The organism is Streptomyces sp. NBC_00464 (assembly GCF_036013915.1).
Taxonomy (GTDB): Bacteria; Actinomycetota; Actinomycetes; order Streptomycetales; family Streptomycetaceae; genus Streptomyces.
Genome location: NZ_CP107899.1, coordinates 1914693 through 1934741 on the forward strand (window position 1 = coordinate 1914693; position 20049 = coordinate 1934741).

General features: G+C 70.8%; 17 protein-coding genes. 10 read left to right on the forward strand and 7 right to left on the reverse strand.

All coding sequences use genetic code 11. From position 1 onward, the window contains the following. Window positions 1-4: 4 nt before the first annotated feature. Window positions 5-1207: an acetyl-CoA C-acetyltransferase gene (locus OG912_RS08145; protein WP_327708790.1), complete on the reverse strand. Its 1203-nt coding sequence runs from the start codon at window positions 1205-1207 to the stop codon at window positions 5-7. Window positions 1208-1341: 134 nt separating this feature from the next. Here OG912_RS08145 and mce point away from each other — a divergent pair, with 134 nt between their 5' ends. From mce to OG912_RS08180, 7 genes are all read left to right on the forward strand, one after another. Then, window positions 1342-1770, forward strand: coding sequence for a methylmalonyl-CoA epimerase (gene mce, locus OG912_RS08150; RefSeq protein WP_136328730.1), 429 nt, complete (start codon window positions 1342-1344; stop codon window positions 1768-1770). Between the two features lie 203 nt (window positions 1771-1973). After that, the gene (gene scy, locus OG912_RS08155) at window positions 1974-5771 is read left to right on the forward strand and encodes a polarized growth protein Scy (protein WP_327708791.1); all 3798 of its coding nucleotides are present in this window, start codon (window positions 1974-1976) and stop codon (window positions 5769-5771) included. 185 nt (window positions 5772-5956) lie between these two features. After that, window positions 5957-6895 carry a cellulose-binding protein gene (locus OG912_RS08160; protein WP_326738811.1) on the forward strand — a complete coding sequence of 313 codons (939 nt, stop codon included), beginning with the start codon at window positions 5957-5959 and terminating at the stop codon, window positions 6893-6895. A gap of 80 nt (window positions 6896-6975) precedes the next feature. Next, window positions 6976-7998 carry an ABC transporter ATP-binding protein gene (locus tag OG912_RS08165; protein WP_327708792.1) on the forward strand — a complete coding sequence of 341 codons (1023 nt, stop codon included), beginning with the start codon at window positions 6976-6978 and terminating at the stop codon, window positions 7996-7998. Between the two features lie 5 nt (window positions 7999-8003). Beyond that, window positions 8004-8783 carry an ABC transporter permease subunit gene (locus OG912_RS08170; protein WP_326738809.1) on the forward strand — a complete coding sequence of 260 codons (780 nt, stop codon included), beginning with the start codon at window positions 8004-8006 and terminating at the stop codon, window positions 8781-8783. A gap of 152 nt (window positions 8784-8935) precedes the next feature. After that, window positions 8936-10117: an ABC transporter ATP-binding protein gene (locus tag OG912_RS08175; protein ID WP_327708793.1), complete on the forward strand. Its 1182-nt coding sequence runs from the start codon at window positions 8936-8938 to the stop codon at window positions 10115-10117. After that, window positions 10114-11001 carry an ABC transporter permease subunit gene (locus OG912_RS08180; protein WP_327708794.1) on the forward strand — a complete coding sequence of 296 codons (888 nt, stop codon included), beginning with the start codon at window positions 10114-10116 and terminating at the stop codon, window positions 10999-11001. The genes OG912_RS08175 and OG912_RS08180 overlap by 4 nt, the downstream gene beginning before the upstream one ends. 15 nt (window positions 11002-11016) lie before the next feature. On the opposite strand, the gene OG912_RS08185 is transcribed toward OG912_RS08180, so the two are convergent. Continuing rightward, window positions 11017-11346: an ATP/GTP-binding protein gene (locus OG912_RS08185; RefSeq protein ID WP_327708795.1), complete on the reverse strand. Its 330-nt coding sequence runs from the start codon at window positions 11344-11346 to the stop codon at window positions 11017-11019. A 200-nt stretch (window positions 11347-11546) separates the two neighbouring features. Here OG912_RS08185 and OG912_RS08190 point away from each other — a divergent pair, with 200 nt between their 5' ends. Then, on the forward strand, window positions 11547-12590 hold the full coding sequence (locus tag OG912_RS08190; protein WP_327708796.1) for an LLM class flavin-dependent oxidoreductase: 1044 nt from the start codon (window positions 11547-11549) through the stop codon (window positions 12588-12590). Window positions 12591-12680: 90 nt separating this feature from the next. Here OG912_RS08190 and OG912_RS08195 read toward each other — a convergent pair whose 3' ends face one another. Continuing rightward, window positions 12681-13073 (reverse strand): SCO5389 family protein, encoded by a 393-nt coding sequence (locus OG912_RS08195; protein WP_326738804.1) that lies wholly within the window; start codon window positions 13071-13073, stop codon window positions 12681-12683. Between the two features lie 262 nt (window positions 13074-13335). On the opposite strand from OG912_RS08195, the gene nucS reads away from it, so the two are divergent. Further along, window positions 13336-14007, forward strand: a complete 672-nt coding sequence (gene nucS / locus OG912_RS08200) for an endonuclease NucS (RefSeq protein WP_326657926.1) — start codon at window positions 13336-13338, stop codon at window positions 14005-14007. Window positions 14008-14258: 251 nt separating this feature from the next. On the opposite strand, the gene OG912_RS08205 is transcribed toward nucS, so the two are convergent. From OG912_RS08205 to OG912_RS08220, 4 genes are all read right to left on the reverse strand, one after another. Continuing rightward, entirely contained in the window at window positions 14259-16742 is a 2484-nt protein-coding gene (locus tag OG912_RS08205; RefSeq protein ID WP_327708797.1) for an ATP-binding protein, read from the reverse strand. A 250-nt stretch (window positions 16743-16992) separates the two neighbouring features. Continuing rightward, window positions 16993-17316, reverse strand: a complete 324-nt coding sequence (locus OG912_RS08210) for an STAS domain-containing protein (protein ID WP_018102617.1) — start codon at window positions 17314-17316, stop codon at window positions 16993-16995. Between the two features lie 247 nt (window positions 17317-17563). Further along, the gene (locus OG912_RS08215) at window positions 17564-18412 is read right to left on the reverse strand and encodes a 3-hydroxyacyl-CoA dehydrogenase family protein (protein ID WP_326738802.1); all 849 of its coding nucleotides are present in this window, start codon (window positions 18410-18412) and stop codon (window positions 17564-17566) included. A 129-nt stretch (window positions 18413-18541) separates the two neighbouring features. Then, on the reverse strand, window positions 18542-19183 hold the full coding sequence (locus OG912_RS08220) for a TetR/AcrR family transcriptional regulator (protein WP_327708798.1): 642 nt from the start codon (window positions 19181-19183) through the stop codon (window positions 18542-18544). Between the two features lie 81 nt (window positions 19184-19264). On the opposite strand from OG912_RS08220, the gene OG912_RS08225 reads away from it, so the two are divergent. Then, window positions 19265-20047: an ABC transporter ATP-binding protein gene (locus OG912_RS08225; protein ID WP_327708799.1), complete on the forward strand. Its 783-nt coding sequence runs from the start codon at window positions 19265-19267 to the stop codon at window positions 20045-20047. Window positions 20048-20049 lie beyond the last annotated feature (2 nt).

A 20049-nucleotide genomic window follows, 5' to 3' on the forward strand; every position in this document is an offset into this window, starting at 1 on the left:
CCGACTACTTGCCCGGTACGCGGATGATCAACGCATCGCCCTGGCCGCCGCCGCCGCACAGCGCCGCCGCACCGGTCCCGCCGCCGCGCCGCTTGAGCTCCAGCGCCAGGTGCAGCACCACACGGGCGCCGGACATCCCGATGGGGTGGCCGAGCGCGATGGCGCCGCCGTTGACGTTGACCTTGTCCGGGGTGACGCCGAGGTCCTTCATGGACTGGACGGCGACGGCCGCGAACGCCTCGTTGATCTCGATCAGGTCGAGGTCCTCGACGCCGATGCCCTCCTTCTTGAGGGCGTGGCGAATGGCGTTGGAGGGCTGCGACTGGAGCGAGTTGTCCGGACCGGCCACGTTGCCGTGGGCGCCGATCTCGGCGATCCAGTCCAGGCCCAGCGCCTCGGCCTTGGCCTTGCTCATGACGACGACGGCGGCGGCGCCGTCGGAGATCTGCGAGGACGTGCCGGCCGTGATCGTGCCGTCCTTCGCGAAGGCCGGGCGCAGCCTGCCGAGGGACTCGACGGTCGTCTCGGCGCGGATGCCCTCGTCCTTGGAGAAGAGGACCGGGTCGCCCTTGCGCTGCGGGATCTCGACCGGGGTGATCTCGGCCTCGAAGAGACCGTTCTTCTGCGCCGCGGCGGCGCGCTGGTGGGACAGGGCGCCGATCTCGTCCTGGGCCGCACGCGCCAGGCCGAGACGGGTGTTGTGCTTCTCGGTGGACTCGCCCATCGGGATGTTCTCGTAGGCGTCGGTCAGACCGTCGTACGCCATCGAGTCGAGCATCTCGATGGCGCCGTACTTGTGGCCCTCCCGGGACTTCGGGAGCAGGTGCGGGGCGTTCGTCATGGACTCCTGGCCACCGGCGACGACGATGTCGAACTCGCCGGCGCGGATCAGCTGGTCGGCCAGGGCGATGGCGTCGAGCCCGGAGAGACACACCTTGTTGACGGTGAGCGCGGGAACGTTCATCGGGATGCCGGCCTTGACCGCTGCCTGGCGTGCCGGGATCTGCCCTGCCCCGGCCTGGAGCACCTGCCCCATGATCACGTACTCGACCTGGTCGCCGCCGATGCCGGCCCGGTCCAGCGCCGCCTTGATGGCGAAGCCGCCGAGGTCGGCTCCGGAGAAGCTCTTGAGGGAGCCGAGGAGGCGGCCCATGGGCGTACGGGCGCCCGCGACGATCACCGAAGTGGTACCGGTCGTTCCTGACATGAGGCACAGCCCCTTGGAATAGGAGTGAACGAGGGTTTACATGAATGTACTGAGCAGTACCGCGCCCGTCATCCGGCAGCGGGTGTGATCGCGCGCACGTTGCGTAACCAAGCTCCGAGCGCTGCACTGGTCCCATGCTGACGCGAATCGACCACATCGGGATCGCCTGTTTCGACCTCGACAAGACCGTCGAGTTCTACCGCTCGACCTACGGGTTCGAGGTGTTCCACTCCGAGATCAACGAGGAGCAGGGCGTACGGGAGGCCATGCTCAAGATCAACGAGACGTCGGACGGCGGCGCCTCGTACCTCCAGCTGCTGGAACCGACCCGCGAGGACTCCGCCGTGGGCAAATGGCTGGCCAAGAATGGTGAGGGCGTGCACCACATCGCCTTCGGTACGGCGGACGTCGACGCGGACGCCGCGGACATCCGGGAGAAGGGTGTCAGGGTGCTGTACGACGAGCCCAGGACCGGGTCGATGGGGTCCCGGATCACCTTCCTGCACCCCAAGGACTGCCACGGCGTCCTGACCGAACTGGTCACGTCCCGGACGGAGCACTGACCCGAGGCATACCCGGCCCGGTAGAGTGGGCGGTTCCGGGCCGGGGCCGGGTCGGGGCCGCGCCGCGTCCTCAGCCGTTGATCTGTCACCATTCCCCGGGGGGACCGTTCGCCGGCGAGCGGTACTCGTGGAGTTGGCGATCAGGGTTGGGGTCTCCCCCGCTCGAACAGAGTTGAGAGCTCGGGGAAGGATGGGACCGCGCAGTGCGGGGCTACGAACGCCAGGAGAGCCACCGAGCTGAAGACGACCATCTCTCTCGGTTCGAAGCCGAGATGGACCGGCTGAAGACCGACCGGGAGAAGGCCGTCCAGCACGCCGAGGACCTCGGTTACCAGGTCGAGGTCTTGCGTGCCAAGCTGCACGAAGCCCGGCGCAGTCTGGCGACCCGTCCCGCCTACGACAGCGCGGACATCGGTTACCAGGCGGAGCAGTTGCTCCGTAACGCCCAGATCCAGGCCGACCAGCTGCGCAACGACGCCGAGCGCGAGCTGCGCGACGCCCGTGCGCAGACGCAGCGGATCCTTCAGGAGCACGCCGAGCACCAGGCGCGGCTCCAGGCCGAACTGCACAACGAGGCCGTGCAGCGCCGCCAGCAGCTCGACCAGGAGCTGGCGGAGCGCCGCCAGACCGTCGAGTCCCACGTCAACGAGAACGTGGCGTGGGCCGAGCAGCTGCGCGCCAGGACCGAGTCCCAGGCCCGTCGGCTGCTGGAGGAGTCACGGGCCGAGGCCGAGCAGGCGCTGAGCGCCGCCCGTACCGAAACCTCCCGGCTGGCCGACGAGACGCGACAGCGCCTCGGCTCCGAGGCCGAGTCCGCCCGCTCCGAGGCCGAGTCGATCCTGCTGCGCGCCCGCAAGGACGCCGAGCGGATGCTGGGCGCCGCCTCCAGCCAGGCGCAGGAGGCCACCGCCCACGCCGAGCAGCTGCGTACGTCGACGACGGCCGAGACCGAGCAGACCCGGCAGCGGACCACCGAGCTGAACCGGGCCGCCGAGCAGCGCATGCAGGAGGCCGAGACGCAGCTGCGCGAGGCGCGCGTCGAGGCCGAGAAGGTGCTGTCCGAGGCGAAGGAGGCCGCGGTCAAGCGGCTGGCCGGTGCCGAGTCGCAGAACGAGCAGCGCACCCGTACCGCCAAGTCGGAGATCGCCCGGCTGGTCGGCGAGGCCACCAAGGACGCCGAGGCCCTCAAGGCGGAGGCCGAGCAGGCGCTCGCCGATGCCCGCGCCGAGGCGGACCGGCTCCGTTCCGAGGCGGCCGACACCGCGCGCACCGCCGCCGCCGAGGACGCCGCGGCCCAGCTCGCCAAGGCGGCCCGTGCCGCCGAGGAGGTGCTGACCAAGGCGTCCGACGACGCCAAGTCGACCACCCGGGCGGCGAGTGAGGAGGCCGACCGGATCCGCCGCGAGGCGGAGGCCGAGGCGGACCGGCTGCGGGGCGAGGCCACCGAGCAGGCCGACCAGCTCAAGGGCGCGGCCAAGGACGACACCAAGGAGTACCGGGCCAAGACGGTCGAGCTCCAGGAGGAGGCCCGCAGGCTGCGCGGCGAGGCCGAGCAGCTGCGCTCCGAGGCGGTCGCCGAGGGCGAGCGGATCCGCGGCGAGGCCCGTCGCGAGGCCCTCCAGCAGATCGAGGAGGGCGCGAGGACCGCCGAGGAGCTGCTGGCCAAGGCCAAGGCGGACGCGGAGGAGCTGCGCGGCGCCGCGGGCACCGAGAGCGAGCGGGTCCGCAGCGAGGCCACCGAGCGGGCTGCGGCGCTGAAGAAGCAGGCGGAGGAGGCCCTGGAGCGGGCCCGCGCCGAGGCCGAGCAGTTGCGTACCGAGTCCGAGGAGCAGGCCCGGTCGGCGACGGCCGCTGCCGAGCAGGCGGCGGCGGAGCTGCGCGAGGAGACCGAGCGCGCGATCGCGGCCCGGCAGGCGGAGGCGGCCGACGAGCTGACCCGGCTGCACAGCGAGGCCGAGACCCGGGTCACCACCGCCGAGCAGACGCTGGGCGAGGCACGCACCGACGCGGAGCGCATCCGGCGCGAGACCAACGAGGAGTCCGAGCGGCTGCGCGCGGAGGCCGCCGAGCGGCTGCGCACGCTCCAGGAACAGTCCGAGGCCGAGGCCCAGCGGCTGCGCGACGAGGCCGCGGCCGACGCCGCGCAGTCCCGCGCGGAGGGCGAGTCCGTCGCCGTACGGCTGCGCGGCGAGGCGGCAGCCGAGGCCGAGCGGCTGAAGACCGAGGCGCAGGAGAGTGCCGACCGGGTGCGGTCGGAGGCCGCGGCCGCCGCCGAGCGCGTGGGTGCGGAGGCCGCCGAGGCGCTGGCCGCCGCCCAGGAGGAGGCGAACCGGCGCCGTCGCGAGGCCGAGGAGACCCTGGACGCGGCCCGGAGCGAGGCCAACCAGGAGCGCGAGCGGGCCCGCGAGCAGAGCGAGGAGCTGCTGGCCTCTGCCCGCAAGCGGGTCGAGGAGGCGCAGGCCGAGGCCCAGCGCCTGGTCGAGGAGGCGGACGCACGGGCGACCGAGATGGTCTCCGCGGCCGAGCAGACCGCTCAGCAGGTGCGGGATTCGGTCAGCGGGCTCCAGGAGCAGGCCGAGGCGGAGATCGCCGGGCTGCGCTCCACCGCCGAGCATGTCGCGGAGCGGACGAAGTCCGAGGCGCAGGAGGAGGCGGACCGGGTCCGTTCCGATGCCTACGCGGAGCGGGAGCGGGCCGGCGAGGACGCGGCCCGGGTCCGGCGGGTGGCGCAGGAGGAGACCGAGGCCGCGACGGCGATGGCCGAGCGGACGGTGTCCGACGCGATCGCCGAGTCGGAGAAACTGCGGGCCGACACCGCGGAGTACAGCCAGCGGATGCGTACGGAGGCGTCCGACGCCCTGGCGTCCGCCGAGCAGGACGCGTCGCGCAGCCGGGCCGAGGCCCGCGAGGACGCCAACCGGATGCGGTCCCAGGCCGCGGAGCAGGCCGACAGCCTGGTGTCCGAGGCCACGGCCGAGGCCGATCGGGTACGCAACGAGGCGACGCAGCAGGCGGCCCGCCTCGGTGACGAGGCGGCGGGTGAGGCCGAGCGGCTGCGGGCGGAGGCGTCGGCGACCGTCGGTTCCGCACAGGAGCACGCGGCCCGTACCCGCGAGGAGTCGGAGCGGCTGCGTGCCGACGCCGAGGCGGCGGCCGAGCAGATGCGCGCCGAGGCCCGTCAGGAGGCGGACCGGCTGCTGGACGAGGCGCGCGAGTCCGCGTCGAAGCGCCGTGCCGACGCCGCCGAGCAGGCGGACCAGCTCATCAACAAGGCCCAGGAGGAGGCGCTGCGCGCCGCCACCGAGGCCGAGGCGCAGGCCGACACGATGGTCGGGGCGGCCCGCAAGGAGGCTGTGCGGATCACCTCCGAGGCGACTGTCGAGGGCAACACCCTGGTGGAGCGGGCCCGGACGGACGCGGACGAGCTGCTGGTCGGTGCCCGCCGGGACGCCACCCAGATCCGGGAGCGGGCCGAGGAGCTCAGGACGCGCCTGGAGACCGAGATCGAGGAGCTGCACGACCGCGCCCGGCGCGAGACGTCCGAGCAGATGAAGACGGCCGGCGAGCGCGTCGACAATCTGATGAAGGCGGCGACCGAGCAGCGCGACGAGGCCGCGGCGAAGGCCAAGGAGCTGCTGTCCGACGCCAACTCGGAGGCGAGCAAGGTCCGGATCGCCGCCGTGAAGCGGGCCGAGTCGCTGCTCAAGGAGGCCGAGCAGAAGAAGGCCAGTCTGGTGCGCGAGGCCGAGAAGCTGCGGGCCGACGCGGAGGCCGAGGCCAAGCACACGGTGGACGAGGGCCGGCGCGAGCTCGATGTCCTGGTGCGCCGGCGCGCGGACATCAACACGGAGATCTCCCGTGTCCAGGACGTCCTGGAGGCGTTGGAGTCTTTCGAGACCCCCGGGGCAGGTGGTAAGGGTGCGGGTGCCGGTCCGCCCGGCGGCTCCAAGGCCACGGCCGCGGCGGGCACTCGTGCGGGTGGCAAGCAGTCGGATGGGTAGTCATCCGGTGCTTTTCCATGGTCCGGCAGGGACGTTCAACCCTCCGAGTGGCAAGGGTTACGGGGGTCAGCCACTCAAAAGGGGTGTCATTCTCCAGATCAAACGGGCATCTGCTCGATGACACGCCGTCCTGGCGCCTAGGATTCCCTCTATCACCTCACCGGTCTCACTTCGACAGGAACCCCATGAGTGACCCTTCCTCCCCCTTCGGCTTCGAGCTCGTGCGGCGTGGTTACGACCGCGGTCAGGTGGATGACCGCATTACCAAGCTCGTCGCCGACCGTGATAGTGCTCTCGCCCGCATCACGTCTCTGGAAAAGCGCATCGAGGAGCTCCACCTCGAAACGCAGAACGCCCAGGCCCAGGTGAACGACGCGGAACCGTCGTACGCGGGCCTCGGTGCGCGTGTGGAGAAGATTCTCCGCCTCGCCGAGGAGGAGGCCAAGGACCTGCGTGAGGAGGCCCGTCGCGCCGCCGAGCAGCACCGTGAGCTCGCCGAGGCAGCCGCCCAGCAGGTGCGCAACGACGCCGAGGCATTCGCCGCCGAGCGCAAGGCCAAGGCCGAGGACGACGGTGTCCGCATCGTCGAGAAGGCCAAGGGTGAGGCCACCACGCTGCGCTCGGACGCGCAGAAGGACGCGGCTCAGAAGCGCGAGGAGGCGGACGCCCTCTTCGAGGAGACCCGCGCCAAGGCCGCCCAGGCCGCAGCGGACTTCGAGACCAACCTGGCCAAGCGCCGCGACCAGTCGGAGCGCGACCTCGCGTCCCGTCAGGCCAAGGCCGAGAAGCGTCTGGCCGAGATCGAGCACCGCGCCGAGCAGCTCCGCCTGGAGGCCGAGAAGCTCCGCACGGACGCCGAGCGCCGCTCCCGTCAGACGGTGGAGACCGCTCAGCGCCAGGCCGAGGACATCGTGGCCGACGCCAACGCGAAGGCCGACCGGATCCGCAGCGAATCGGAGCGCGAGCTGGCGGCGCTCACCAACCGCCGCGACTCGATCAACGCCCAGCTGACCAACGTCCGCGAGATGCTGGCGACGCTGACGGGTGCCGCGGTGGCAGCCGCCGGCTCTCCCGCCGACGAGGAGCCCGCCACCCGCGGCGTCCCGGCCCAGCAGACCCGCTGACCCCCGGCTGGTCGCATTCCTGCGCGCCCGGTTCCACCTTTGTGGTGGCGCCGGGCGCGCGGCCGTTCTAGCGTGAACGCATGATCGAGCTTGATGGCCTCACCAAGCGCTTCGGCAACAAGGTTGCCGTCGACCAGTTGTCGTGCCGGATCAAACCGGGGATGGTGACGGGTTTTCTGGGACCCAACGGGGCGGGCAAGTCCACCACGATGCGGATGATGCTCGATCTCGACAACCCCACCAGCGGATCGGTGCGCATCGACGGCAAGCACTACCGCGAGCTGTCCGAGCCCCTGAAATACATCGGCGCACTGCTGGACGCCAAGTCGATGCACGGTGGTCGCAGCGCCTACAACAACCTCCTCTGTCTGGCCCAGAGCAACCGGATCCCGCAGAGCCGGGTGGCGGAGGTTCTCGACACCGTCGGCCTGACCGCCGTGGCGAAGAGGAAATCCAAGGGGTTCTCCCTCGGTATGGGCCAGCGCCTGGGAATCGCCTCGGCGCTGCTCGGCGATCCCGAGATTCTGATGTTCGACGAACCCGTCAATGGTCTGGACCCCGAGGGAATTCACTGGATCCGCAATCTGATGAAGGCGCTCGCCGCGGAAGGCCGGACGATCTTCGTCTCCTCGCATCTGATGAGTGAAATGGCACTGACCGCGGACCATTTGATCGTGATCGGACAGGGCCGGCTGCTCGCCGACACCTCGATGGCCGATTTCATCCACCAGAACTCCCGCAGTTTTGTGCGGCTGCGCTCACCGCAGCAGGAGCGGCTGCGGGACGTCCTGCACGCGGAGGGCATCGTGGCGGTCGAGTCGGGCAACGGCACGCTGGAGATCGACGGCGCCACCACCGAGGCCCTGGGCGAGCTCGCCGCCCGGCACACGATCGTGCTGCACGAGCTGAGCTCCCAGCGGGCCTCGCTGGAGGAGGCGTTCATGCAGATGACGGCGGACTCGGTGGAGTACCACGCACACTCGGAGCGCGGTGCCGCGCCGCCCCCGGTCGGACCGCACTGGGGCGACCAGGGGAACCAGCCGCCCGGCAACGCCCCGGGCCCCGGGTCTTCCGACGGTTCCGGCACCGGACAGGGGGTGTGACGGCGATGGCATCGGTACCCGCGGTCCTGACCTCCGAATGGACCAAGATCCGAACGGTCTCCTCGACGACCTGGACGCTGATCTCCGCGTTCGCCGTCACCGTCGCGATGAGCGCCGCGCTCTGTGCGGTGATGAACGCCCAGTTCGACGACCTCTCCGACGCGGAGCGGGCCACCTTCGACCCCACGTTCATCAGCTTCTCCGGGATGATTCTCGGTCAGCTGGCGATGGTCGTCTTCGGTGTCCTGGTGGTCGGTACGGAGTACAGCTCCGGCATGATCCGCACCTCCCTGGCGGCGGTGCCGCAGCGCGCCACCTTCCTCTTCAGCAAGATGCTGGTGGCCGGTGTGCTGGCCTTGGTGGTCGGGATGGTCACCAGCTTCGTCTCGTTCTTCCTCGGCCAGGCCCTGCTGGGCGACCACAGCATCGGCATCGGCGAGGACAACGTGCTGCGGGCGGTCTTCGGCGCCGGCATCTACATGGGGCTGATCGCGATCTTCTCCATGGGCGTGGCCGCGATGCTGCGCAGTTCGATGCTGTCGCTCGGCATCCTGATGCCGTTCTTCTTCCTGGTCTCACAGATCCTGTCGGCCGTCCCCGGGGCCAAGAGCGTCGCCCAGTACTTCCCCGACCAGGCCGGTTCCAAGATCATGCAGGTGGTGCCCGACGCGATGAACAGCGATCCGGCTCCGTACGGGCCGTGGGCCGGGCTGCTGATCATGGTGGCGTGGGTGGCGGCCTCGGTGATCGGCGGCTTCCTCGTACTCAAGAAGCGCGACGCGTAGGCGAGTCCCGTCCGGGGAGGGACACCGGAAGGGACTCGCCCGGTTTCGACTTGGCCGGAACCGTCAAGGCCTGGATATCCTCCTAACTCAAACGGGGGGCGTGCGGCCGATGGCCTGTGCCCCGACGACAGATAAGTCGATGGGGCTGGAGCATGATCGAGGCAGTCGGCCTGACCAAGCGCTATGGCGCGAAGACGGCCGTGTACAACCTTTCCTTCCAGGTGCGGCCCGGAGCCGTCACCGGGTTCCTCGGTCCCAACGGGTCGGGCAAGTCGACCACGATGCGGATGATTCTCGGCCTGGACCGGCCGACGGCAGGCCGGGTGACCATCGGCGGCCACGACTTCCGCACTCTGCCGAACGCACCGCGCCAGGTGGGCGCGCTGCTCGACGCCAAGGCCGTGCACGGCGGGCGCAGCGCCCGTAACCACCTGCTCTCGCTCGCCCAGCTCGCGGGCATCCCGGCCGCCCGGGTCGACGAGGTGCTCGGTGTCGTCGGTCTCCAGGACGTCGCGCGCAAGCGGTCCAAGGGCTTCTCGCTGGGCATGGGGCAGCGTCTGGGCATCGCGGCCGCGCTGCTGGGCGACCCGCAGGTGCTGCTCTTCGACGAGCCGGTCAACGGTCTCGACCCGGAGGGCATCCTCTGGGTCAGGAATCTGATGAGGATGCTGGCGTCCGAGGGCCGTACGGTCTTCGTCTCCAGCCATCTGATGAGCGAGATGGCCCTCACCGCCGACCATCTGATCGTGATCGGCCGCGGTCAGCTGATGGCCGACATGAGTGTCACGGACTTCATCTCGGCCAACTCGGCCGATTTCGCCCGGGTCCGGGTCCCGGACGAAGGGCCCGAGCAGCGGGAGAAGCTCACCGCCACCCTGACCGAGGCGGGCGGCCAGGTCATGTCGGAGCCGGACGGAGCCCTGCGGATCACCGGTCTGCGGCTGCCCCGGATCAGCGATCTGGCCCATGCCGCGGACGTCCGGCTGTGGGAGCTCTCGCCGCACCAGGCCTCGCTGGAGGAGGCGTACATGCGGATGACGCAGGGCGCCGTGGACTACCGCTCGACGGCCGACCAGGTGGCCCACCTGCAGGCACCGCTGCCGCCCGGCGGATACGGGCCGCAGCAGGGATACGCGCCGCCCCAGCAGGGCGTTCCCGAGGTGCCGCAGCAGGGCTGGTACGCCCCGCCGCCGCCCGGACAGAACCCGTACGCGAGCGCTCAGGCACCCGCGGCCCCGGCAGTTCCCGCCGCTGCGCCCGCTCACGCCCCGGCAGCGCCTGCCGGACCCCCCGCAGACCTGACCAAGAGCGACACCAGCGAGGACTCCCGATGACAACGCCGTCCACGCCTCAGGCGCCCTACCAGCAGCAGGCGTACCAGCAGCCTCCCGCTCCCCAGCAGCACGGGCAGGGTATGCAGGCCGGCTACTACACCTCGCCGATCCCGGTGCGCCCCGCCACCCTCGGCGACGCGCTCGCCTCCGAGTGGACCAAGATCCGTTCCGTACGCTCCACGATGTGGACGCTCGGCGTCATGATCGTGCTCCTCCTCGCCATCGGGGTGCTCTCGGCGGTCGTGGTCAGCGCCTCCGACCAGGACGTCAGCGACACACCGGTGCTCAGCCTCGGCTTCTTCGGTGTGCTGCTGGGAACGATCTGTGTGATCACGCTCGGCGTGATGACCATCGCGTCGGAGTACGGCACCGGCATGATCCGTACGACGCTGACGGCCTGCCCGAGCCGGACCCGGGTGCTCAGCGCGAAGGCGATCGTCTTCTTCCTGCTCACCTTCGTGCTGACGACCGTGCTGACCACGGTCGTCGCCCTGATCCAGACGTCCATCGTGGACTCCGCGGCGCCCAGCGGTGACGAGTGGCTGCGCAGCACGGTCGGCGTGGGTCTCTACATCGCGACGCTCGGGCTGCTCTCGCTGGCGGTCGGCGCGCTGATCCGGCACTCGGCCGGAGCGATCACGATCATGATCGGCGTGGTGCTGCTGCCGCTGGTGCTCGCGATCTTCATGTTCTCCGAGTCGCTGGCGTCGCTCCAGGAGTGGCTCCTGGAGTACTCGATCCCCAACCAGCTCAGCATCTTCTACGACAACTCGGTGACCTCGTCCGGCGGGCCGTCCGGCTGGGACCCGCTGTGGATCATGCTCGGCGTGGCCGCCGTGGCTCTGGGCGGCGCCTACCTGGTGATGAACAACCGCGACGTCTGAGCCGAAGACCGGTTCTCAGTACCGAGGCGCGTTCCTGGACCGCTGCACCCGTGTGGTGCGGCGGTCCTTCGCGTTCCAGCACGCCTTGTGCCAGTGTCTGCGGTCGTCGATCCCGCCGTACTCGGACCAGGCCACCAGGTGCGGGACGCCCGAGGGGATCTCCTGGTCGCAGCCGGGGCACCGGTAGCGCTTGCCCGCCGCGCTCGCGCCGCTCACCGGGCGGACCGACCACTCCTCGCCCTGCCACTCCTCCGCGCGCCCTCCGCCGCCGTACCGGTCCCCCGCCGCACTTGGGCTGTCGGGGGGACTCTCGCCGCCTCGGGGGCGGTTGCGGCGCGGGGACACGTGACACCTCACGGAGGGCGGGCTGGGCAGTTCCAGACCAGCGTAGGGCCATTCGGCGGGGGCAGACGTTCCGCACCGCCCGGGACGGGACGGGTTAGCGGAAAATCGCAACAACTTCTCGCCGGACCGTGCCTTTGGCACGTGTCAGACGTTGTTGCCAGTAGGGGAGAGCCGCGTCGGCCGCAAGGAGGTATCTGGCGATGCGTGTGGGAACGTTCGTACTGGCAGCCCAGTTTCCGGGGCAGGGACCGGGTGAGGCGCTGCATCGCGCGATCCGGTCCGCCGAGGTCGCGGAGGAGTCCGGCCTCGACTCGGTCTGGCTGGCCGAACATCATTTCGTGCCGTACGGGGTCTGCCCGTCCGCCGTCACATTGGCCGCACTGCTGCTCGGCCGCACGCGCAGGATCCGCGTCGGTACGGCGGTGAGCGTGCTGCCGACCCAGCATCCGGTCGCGCTCGGCGAGCAGGCCGCGCTGCTGCACCTCACCAGCGGCGGCCGGTTCACCCTCGGCGTGGGCCGGGGCGGACCCTGGATCGACCTGGAGGTGTTCGGCGGCGGCCTGGAGGCCTACGAGACCGGCTTCCCGGAGTCCCTGGGGCTGCTGCTCGACTGGCTGCGCGAGGCGCGGGTGGCGGGCCGCGGGGAGCGCTACGGCTTCCGCGAGGTGGCGGTGGTCCCCCGGGCCGACGAGCTGCTCGACGAGGAGAGCGGCGAGAGCCCCGGCGGTCCCGAGGTGATCGTCGCGTGCACCTCGCCGAAGAGCGTGAAACTCGCTGCCGAAAACGGCCTGCCGATGCTGCTCGGGATGCACTGCGGTGACGAGGAGAAGGCCGAGATGGTCGCCCTCTGGCGCTCCTGCGCCCTCGCCGCGGGCCGTTCGCCGCAGAGCGTACGGGAGGCGGGGCACGTGTCCGCGGGCGTGGCCCAGATCACGGACCGCGCCGACGACGCCCGGGAGATGCTCGTGAAGGCGATGCCCGGCTGGCTGCGGCAGGGGCTGGGCGCCCATGTGACGGTCGACGGCCGGCACCGGGTGATGCGCGATCCGGTCGGGTACACGGAGCTGCTGTGCGGGCTTCATCCGGTGGGCCCGCCCCGCCTCGCGGCCGACCGCCTGGCGGCCACGGCGGAGCGCACGGGTATCACCCGCTTCGCGCTCCTGGTGGAGGGTTCCGGAGATCTCGTGGCCACGGAGGAGAACGTAGCGCGGCTGGGCACCGAGGTGCTGCCGCTCCTCGAATGACCCACACCTATGGGTTTCACGGTGTACGTACGGGAGCTGCCGCCCCGGACCAGTCGCACCTCCCGCGGCCCGGAACGGCAGCAAAAGACGTCAGCAGTCCCGTAGTTCGGGCGACTGGTTGAGCAACTGGCCCCTCACCGAGGTGAACTTGGCCAGTCGGTCGTCGACCGAGCCGTCCAGCGGGAACACCGCGACGCGGTGGCAGTTCTGGAATGCCAGACGCACCCCGAAGTGCCGCTGCAGCGCGCCGCGTATCGCATCACTCGCGAGCGCACGCAGCAGCTGACCACGTGCCTGCTCGTTGGGCGGCGGCGTCTGGTTGTCGGCGAACTCCCCGCCGTCGACCTTCAGCTGAGCCACCAACGAGCTGATCATCTCCCATGCGTAGGGCAGGGAGGTCCGGACGCAGTCGACGAAGTCGGCTTCGTCGACCTCGCCTCGCTCGGCCTGTTCCAACAGCGCCGGTGAGACGTCGAGCGACATGGGTTCTCCTCTCGCGACCCCGACGGAGGCCGGGGCCTTACGGGCAGGGAAGGAGGACGGCGACGCAGCGTGCACGCACGGCGACCTCCTGCATCCACGGTAAGGGCGCAGTCCGGGCCGCACCAGGAGATTGGGAACACAACCGGCCAATAACGAAGGGGTTCAAAGAGGGGCAAGCCAGAAAGTGTCACTCCGGGGCGGGGATGGAGTGACGGGTGGGTGAATCGCGTCGAGCACCCCTCGTCGAGTAGCGTTGCCGACCATGCGTCTCGTCATCGCCCGCTGCTCCGTGGACTACGCGGGCCGGCTCACGGCCCACCTGCCCTCCGCTCCCCGTCTGATCCTGGTGAAGGCGGACGGGAGCGTGTCGATTCACGCCGACGACAGGGCGTACAAACCGCTCAACTGGATGTCGCCGCCCTGCACCCTGAAGGAGGGCGCCGACGACACAGCGGGCGTCTGGACCGTCGTGAACAAGGCGGGCGAAAAACTGATCATCACGATGGAGGAAATCCTCCACGACTCGTCCCACGAGCTGGGTGTCGACCCCGGCCTGATCAAGGACGGCGTGGAAGCGCACCTCCAGGAACTGCTCGCCGACCGGATCGAGACGCTCGGCGAGGGCTACACCCTCATCCGCCGCGAGTACTTCACCGCCATCGGCCCCGTCGACATCCTGTGCCGGGACGCCGACGGGCAGACCGTGGCCGTCGAGCTCAAGCGGCGCGGCGACATCGACGGCGTGGAGCAGCTCACCCGCTACCTGGAACTCCTCAACCGCGATCCCCACCTGGCACCGGTGAAGGGCATCTTCGCCGCCCAGGAGATCAAGCCCCAGGCCCGCGTCCTGGCGACGGACCGCGGCATCGGCTGCGTGGTCCTGGACTACGACGCGATGCGAGGCATCGAGGACGACAAGCTCAGGCTTTTCTGACCGTTCGGCCCCCTGGGGCCTGTCGGACACTTCAGGCCCGACACCTCAAGCCCGTCCGGCGCTTGAGGACGGAACCCTCCGCCCGGAGACCGCCAGCCCCGCCCGGCACGTCAAGCCGGTCCGGCGCTTGAGAACGGAACCCTCCCCGCGGAGACCGCCAGACCGGCCGGACGGGCGCACACACCAGGCCCGCCCGGCACGTCAAGCCGGTCCGGCGCTTGAGGACAAGGCGCCACCAGGGGTGCCCCGGCTCAGGTCACCGTCGGACTCGCACTCGCCCCCGAGGGCCCGCTCGCCGAGTCCGACGAGTCGGGCGTCGTCGCCGTGTCCGTGGGCGTCGGAGGCTCGCTGGTTTCCGTCGCCGTCTCGGTGGGCGTCGGAGGCTCGCTGGTCGGCGGCGGCGTCGTCTTCGTCGGCTTCGGTGACCCGGACGTCGTACGCGTAGGCGAAGGCTTGCTCGACGACGAACCACCCGGCGACGACGGGGTCGTCTCCGAAGCCGTCGCCCCTGGCGAAGACGCCCCGCTTCCGCCCGCCGGCACGGACTCGCTCCCCGACGGACCCGGCGTCGTCGACGACGCGGACGCGGACGCGGAACCCGACGTCCTGGCGGACGGAGTCGTGCCGTCTGTGGGCTCCTCCGCCGGCAGCTCCTCCTCCGTGTCACCGCCCTCGGTCACCGACTGCTCGGTCGAGGCCCCCGGGTCACCCTGCGGGTCACTGTTCGAGGTGAGCCCCAGGGTCACCACCGTGCCGAGCACTCCGGCCAGCAGCACGCCCGCACCGGCGGCGACCACATTGCGCCGGGCCCCGCGCATAATCGCGAAGCGGCCGCCCCCCTGCTCGCCGGCTGCCGGCGGAGCGCTCTGCGGGGACATGACTACGGTCTCGTCCGGGTACGGCCGCGGGACCGAGACGGGGATGAGCGCCGGCAGGCCGCGCGGCGGCGACGCCAGCAGCGGGTTGGCCGGTATCTCGTCGGTCGACGTGAAACCGACCACGGCCGGTCCGCCGGAGCGGTCCTCGACCAGCGCGAGCGCCCGGCGCCCGGCCACCGCACCGGACTTGTCGGCGAGCGCCCCGCGCATGCTGATGGACGTCTCCAACTCGGCCCTGGCCCGGTCGAGATGGCCGGTACAGAGGGCGAGCACTCCCAACTCATGGTGGAAGTACGCCTCTTCGGCGACCTCGCCCGCGATCCGGCCGGCCTCCTGGCCGATCCGCAGAGACCTCTCCCAGGCGCTCCAGTGCAGCCCGGCGGCAAAGGCGGGCGAGGCACTGCTGGCCAGCAGCACGGCGACGCTCGTCTGACCGGCCCCGTCCCCCGGCACCAGCTGTGCCATCGCCGCGACGATCGCATCGGCCTCGGCCACCACCCGTGCGGGGGTGACGGAGGGGTGCCCGGCCCACCAGGCGTAGTGCTGAGCCACGGTCCGGGCCCGGTCGGTGGCGCCCTCGCCGTATCCGGCGGCCTCCAGCTGCGCGAGGACACCCGCGGCCAGGCGGTAGCGGGAGCCGGCCGGGGACAGCAGCCCGCAGCCGGCCAGCTCACCGAGCGCCGCATCGGCGTGGGTGTCCCCCACGAGCGCCGGCAGATGGGCCTGGTGCGGCACCTCGCCGCCGAGCGCGACGGCGAAGCGCAGGGTGTCGCGCGCGGCCTCGCTCAGCCGCGAGGCGAGCAGCGCGGCGGGGGCGGCACCCTCGCCGAGGCTGGGCAGCGCCACCTCCGCGGCCGCCGTCCCGTCGGAGACCTCGGCCGCCTGCGGCTCCCCGGCAGGGCGGTTCTCCAGGTAACCGTATTCGTCGTAAGCGGTCGGGTCGGTGCTCAGCAGGTCGAGCTGGCGCAGCAGGGCGCCCGCCTGGACGAAACGCAGCGGAAGGCCCTCGGACTCAAACCAGAGGTCGCCCGCCCAGCCGGCCTCCTCCTCGGTGAGCCTCCGCTCGACCACCCGCTCCATCAGGTCGACCGAGGCCGCGCGGTCAAGACCGCCGAGGAAGACCTCTTCGAGGTGGGAGTCGGGGCCGGGCGCGGCCACATCGGGCGTCGCGGCCAGCAGGAAGGCGCATTCGGGCGTGGCGTCGAGCAGCTCGTCCAGTGCGGCGCCGCCGAACTCCAGGTCGTCGAGGACGACGACGGCGCCGGTCGACCGCAGCTTCTCCAGCAGCAGCTCCCGGTCCGGGCGGTGCAGCGGCGCGTCGTGGACGGCCTCGAAGAGTCCGTGGAGAAGGTCGGTGACGGTGCGCTTGTGGCCGTTGAGCCGGACGACTCCGTCGGGTGCGAGTTCCGCACAGTCCGCGGCGACGACGTTCAGCAGGGCAGTTCGGCCGGAACCGGCCGGTCCGGTGAGCCGTACGGAGCGGCCGCGGGCCAGCAGGCGCATCAGTCGCCGGCGTTCGTCCTCGCGCCGCAGCAGGGGGATCTGCAGGACGGGCGGCCCGGGCGGCACGGGGGGCGCCGTGGCCCGCTCCCGTTCGGCCCGCTCCGCGGGGGTGCGCCGGACGGGTGCGGCGGGCTGCTCCCCGGGCGGGCACGGTTCGACCTCGCTGCCGTCGACCGGGTTGACGGTGAGCAGGAGGTCGCCGGCTATGAGCGGGACGATGCGCGCCTGTTGCGGTGTTTGCTGACCGAAATCAGGCGTCAGCGGATCGCGGGAAGGACGGCGTCGGCCGGCTTCCTCGGCGAAGCCGCTGCCATCGTGGCCGAACTCTTCCGGCCCCCGGTGTATCGGGTCCATCGCCAAAGCCCCCAAGACGCGTCGAGCACGGTTGTCCCTCCCGGCCTCGCACGTCCAGCTGTCGCTTCCGGTCCGGTGTCCGCCAGGTGGGTCCGTCAATCGGCAGACGGCCGAACCCTAAACCTTCGCACAGTATCTACGAACATCCGGGGTGCCGCGCCGCCCCACAGATCACGGTCTCGTGAGGATTGTGCGGCTTCGCCCCGGAGGCCGGGACGGGCGTCGACGGGCGTCCGCCGCCGGGCATCCATCAGACGCGCGGCAGGGACTCCGCGGCGATTCCGCCCTCGATGGCCAGGATGCGGTGCAGCCGGGTGGCCACCAGCAGGCGTTGCATCTGCGGCGGTACGCCGCGGAGCACCAGCCGCCGTCCGGCGCGCCCGGCTCTGCGGTGCGCGCCCATGATGACGCCCAGCCCGGTGGCGTCCCATGAATCCAGCTCGGTCAGGTCGAGCACCAGATCGCCGACTCCGTCGTCGAGAGCCGAGTGCAGGACCGTACGGGCGTCCGCCGCGCTTCGGACATCGAGGCGGCCCCCGACGACCAGCTCGGCGTGGTCGCCCCTGATGTGCATATGCGCTCCCCTGGAAGCTCCGTGGCTTGGTCTGTCTGTCTGAAACTGTCTCTGCCCCAACTGACTGCGGCAGCGACACGGAAGTTGCCGTCTGTAAGCGAACCGATACCGAATTCACTCCGTGGAGTGACCGAGGCCCGCCCTGGAACCCCTGCGAATCCCCTGCGGATCCGCTGGTTCCACAAGCCGGCCCCCGAAACTCCGGGCCTGATCGACGGCAGATCAGACAGCCGGGGACCGAAAACGATCAGTAGGTGTAGAAGCCCTGCCCACTCTTGCGGCCGATGTCACCTGCATCGACCATCCGGCGCATCAGCTCCGGGGCGGCGAACTTCTCGTCCTGGGACTCGGTGTAGATGTTGCCGGTGGCGTGCAGCAGGATGTCGACGCCGGTCAGGTCCGCGGTGGCGAGGGGCCCCATGGCGTGGCCGAAGCCGAGCTTGCAGGCGATGTCGATGTCCTCGGCCGAGGCGACGCCCGACTCGTACAGCTTGGCGGCCTCGACGACGAGCGCCGAGATCAGCCGGGTGGTGACGAAGCCGGCCACGTCGCGGTTGACCACGATGCAGGTCTTGCCGACCGACTCGGCGAACTCCCGCGCGGTGGCGAGGGTTTCGTCGCTGGTCTTGTAGCCGCGTACGAGCTCGCAGAGCTGCATCATCGGGACCGGCGAGAAGAAGTGCACGCCGACCACGCGCTCCGGGCGCTCCGTCACGGCCGCGATCTTGGTGATCGGGATGGCGGAGGTGTTGGAGGCGAGCACGGCATCGTCCCGGACGATCTTGTCGAGGGCCCGGAAGATCTCGTGCTTCACCTCCAGCTTCTCGAAGACGGCCTCGACGACGATGTCCGCGTCGGCGACGGCGTCCAGGTCGGTGGTCGTGGTGATGCGGGCGAGCGCGGCCTCGGCGTCGGACTCCGCGAGCTTGCCCTTGGAGACGAACTTGTCGTAGGAGGCCTTGATGCCGTCACGGCCGCGGGTCAGGGCCGCATCGGTGACATCACGCAGCACGACGTCCCAGCCCGCCTGGGCGGAGACCTGCGCGATACCGGACCCCATGAGTCCGGCGCCGATGACGGCGAGCTTCCTGGCCACGTTGGCACCCCTATGCTTCGGCGTTTGTTGTTCCATGCTCTCCGGCGGAGGTTAGTACCCGTGAGGGGCGCTGAGGCGGTGAAGAGATGCGCGTCACGTCTCAAATGACGGACATCACACCGGGATGCGTCATTCGGCGGCGCGCCGGGCGTAGTTGAGCACCTTTTCGCCCAGCAGGTCCTCGATGTCGTCGAGCAGGACCAGGGCGTCGCGGGACACCTCTGCGGGCTTGCGGCCCGCCACCATCTCGCCGCCGATGTACGCCATGAGCGTCGCGTGCACCCAGGCGAGCTGACCGGCCACCAGGCTCGCGGTCCGGTCCCCGGGCCCGTTCCCGCACTCCTCCTGGAGCGTTCCCTCCAGATGCTGGAGGACTTCCTGCTGGACGTGCCAGAGGCGGGCCTTGAGGCTGTCGGCCCCCTCGATGACCCGCATGAACTGCGCGTACCCCTCCATCAGGCCGACGGTGGGCGACACGCCCTCGACCTGGATGCGCAGTTCGCGCAGGACGGCGTCGGCCGCGGACTCCCCCTTGTCCCGGCCCCGGACGTACCGCGAGAGGCGGTCGACGACGCCGCGGCTGCGGTCGAGGAAGAGGTCCTCCTTCGTCGGGAAGTAGTTGTAGACCGTGTTCACCGAGACGTCGGCGGCGCGGGCGATCTCGGCGATCGTGACCGCGTCGAATCCCCGCTCCAGGAAGAGACCGGTGGCCACGTCCGAGAGGTACTGCCTGGTCTGGCGCTTCTTACGCTCCCTGAGTCCCTCAGCCATGGGGCCATCGTAGGACGCTCTGGGGTTCATGAATATTTGGTGTCGTTGCAATTTTTCAGTGACTCTGTTTTTGTGGTCGCTATGCCAATCATCAGTACGGCCGGGCTCGCCCGGACCTTCGCCTCGAAGACCGGCCCCGTGGAGGCCGTCCGTTCCATCGACATGACGGTCGCGACCGGCGAGATCGTCGGACTCCTCGGCCCCAACGGAGCGGGCAAGACCACCACCCTGCGCATGCTCACGACCCTGCTCGCCCCCACCGGCGGCGCTGCCACCGTCGCCGGCTGCGACCTGCTCGCCGACCCGGCGGGCGTCCGGAGGAAGTGCGGGTACGTGGCCCAGTCGGGCGGCGTCGATCCCCACATCAGCGTCCGGGAGGAGCTGGTCACCCAGGGCCGGCTCTACCGGCTCGGCAAGGCCGAGGCCGTGACCCGGGCCGCGGAACTCGCCGCCGAGCTGGGCCTGACCGAACTGCTCGACCGGAAGACGCTCACGCTCTCCGGAGGCCAGCGGCGGCGGCTCGACATCGCGATGGGCCTCACCCACCGCCCGGCCGTCCTGTTCCTCGACGAGCCGACCACGGGGCTCGACCCGGGCAGCCGCACCGATCTGTGGGACCTGGTGCGCCGGCTGCGCGACACGTACGGCACGACCGTCGTGCTCACCACCCACTACCTCGACGAGGCGGACGCGCTCGCGGACCGGCTCGTCGTCGTCGACGGCGGTCTGGTCGTGGCCGAGGGCACGCCGGCCGCGCTGAAGAGCCGCTACGCGGGCTCGGCCGGCGCCTCGCTCCAGGACGCGTTTCTCGCGATCACGGGCCGTGCCCCCGCCTCCGCCGATGCCGAACCCGTCGCCGTATAGCC

Bases quoted from the DNA above. Each gene is read 5' to 3' on its own strand.
- nucS (WP_326657926.1), top strand. From the start codon at position 13,336: ATGCGTCTCGTCATCGCCCGCTGCTCCGTGGACTACGCGGGCCGGCTC.
- OG912_RS08145 (WP_327708790.1), bottom strand. From the start codon at position 1,207: ATGTCAGGAACGACCGGTACCACTTCGGTGATCGTCGCGGGCGCCCGT.
- OG912_RS08225 (WP_327708799.1), top strand. From the start codon at position 19,265: ATGCCAATCATCAGTACGGCCGGGCTCGCCCGGACCTTCGCCTCGAAG.
- OG912_RS08165 (WP_327708792.1), top strand. From the start codon at position 6,976: ATGATCGAGCTTGATGGCCTCACCAAGCGCTTCGGCAACAAGGTTGCC.
- OG912_RS08195 (WP_326738804.1), bottom strand. From the start codon at position 13,073: ATGTCGCTCGACGTCTCACCGGCGCTGTTGGAACAGGCCGAGCGAGGC.
- OG912_RS08170 (WP_326738809.1), top strand. From the start codon at position 8,004: ATGGCATCGGTACCCGCGGTCCTGACCTCCGAATGGACCAAGATCCGA.
- OG912_RS08205 (WP_327708797.1), bottom strand. From the start codon at position 16,742: ATGGACCCGATACACCGGGGGCCGGAAGAGTTCGGCCACGATGGCAGC.
- OG912_RS08220 (WP_327708798.1), bottom strand. From the start codon at position 19,183: ATGGCTGAGGGACTCAGGGAGCGTAAGAAGCGCCAGACCAGGCAGTAC.
- mce (WP_136328730.1), top strand. From the start codon at position 1,342: ATGCTGACGCGAATCGACCACATCGGGATCGCCTGTTTCGACCTCGAC.
- OG912_RS08180 (WP_327708794.1), top strand. From the start codon at position 10,114: ATGACAACGCCGTCCACGCCTCAGGCGCCCTACCAGCAGCAGGCGTAC.
- OG912_RS08210 (WP_018102617.1), bottom strand. From the start codon at position 17,316: ATGCACATCAGGGGCGACCACGCCGAGCTGGTCGTCGGGGGCCGCCTC.
- OG912_RS08190 (WP_327708796.1), top strand. From the start codon at position 11,547: ATGCGTGTGGGAACGTTCGTACTGGCAGCCCAGTTTCCGGGGCAGGGA.
- OG912_RS08175 (WP_327708793.1), top strand. From the start codon at position 8,936: ATGATCGAGGCAGTCGGCCTGACCAAGCGCTATGGCGCGAAGACGGCC.
- OG912_RS08160 (WP_326738811.1), top strand. From the start codon at position 5,957: ATGAGTGACCCTTCCTCCCCCTTCGGCTTCGAGCTCGTGCGGCGTGGT.